2 protein-coding genes are annotated in these 959 nt (G+C 52.7%); both read left to right on the top strand.

All coding sequences use genetic code 11. From position 1 onward, the window contains the following. The first annotated feature begins 99 nt into the window (after positions 1–99). Positions 100–408: a DUF3847 domain-containing protein gene (locus tag ACTNB1_RS14800; RefSeq protein ID WP_441170537.1), complete on the top strand. Its 309-nt coding sequence runs from the start codon at positions 100–102 to the stop codon at positions 406–408. A 2-nt stretch (positions 409–410) separates the two neighbouring features. Continuing rightward, positions 411–959: MobQ family relaxase (gene mobQ / locus ACTNB1_RS14795; protein ID WP_441170538.1), on the top strand; the 549-nt coding region annotated here is incomplete at its 3' end.

Here is a 959-nt window from a genome sequence, read left to right as displayed (position 1 = left end):
ACAGTTTCCCATCCAAAGCCTAAAACTCAACACGCAAATTTTACCGCTTGTCCGAAAGACAGGCGGTATTTTTATCTGTAAGTAAAGGAGGAATCTACGATGCCAACAACCGAAAAACTGAAACAGGAGATCGCAGATGCAGAAAAGAAGTTGACGCAGGAGCGCAGCAGGCTCCAGCGGCTGGAAAACCGGAAATCCTATTATGAGAAGGGAGACAGGAAGAAACGGGCGCACCGCCTCATTACCAGAGGGGCCGCCGTGGAGAGCATCGCACCGCTGGCGAAAGTTCTGGGCGAAACAGAGTTCTATGCTTTTACGGAAAAAGTTTTCGCTTTGCCGGAAGTCAGGGCTTTGTTGATGGAAGCGGTCAATGCACACAATCAGGCAAGCCAGAAAGGAAAGGGATAAGTATCGCACTATTTCACTTCCATGTTACCCAGATCAAACGCAGCGCAGGGCAATCCGCTGTTGCGTCCGCTGCTTACCGATCCGGCGAAAAGCTACACAGTGAGTATTACGGAGAGGACAGCGACTACACCCGGAAAGGAGGTGTGTTCTGTTCTGAAATCCTGCTACCGCCCCACGCTCCTCCTTCCTTCGCAGACCGGCAAACCCTGTGGAACGAGGTGGAAAAGGCAGAACGGGGCAAGAAAGCCCAGCTTGCATACAGTTTTGACATTGCCTTGCAGAACGAGTTTTCCATGCAGGAGAACATCGGCCTTGCAAGGCAATTTTTATTGGAGCAGTTTGTGAGCCGGGGCATGGTGGTGGATTTCTCCGTTCACGCCCCCGACAAGGAGGACGGCGGCATTGCCAACCCGCATTTTCATGTCATGTGTCCCATCCGTCCCCTGCTGCCGGATGGGACATGGGGCAACAAGCAGCGGCGGGAATATCTCTTGGATGAAAACGGGGAGCGCATACGGGGTGAAGCAGGAAACTATGTGTTCAACGCTGTC

This window comes from Flavonifractor sp. HCP28S3_F3, from assembly GCF_052065355.1.
Lineage (GTDB): Bacteria > Bacillota > Clostridia > Oscillospirales > Oscillospiraceae > Flavonifractor.
Note: the sequence above shows the minus strand (reverse complement) of the source record. Positions and strands in the feature narration are given on the sequence as shown.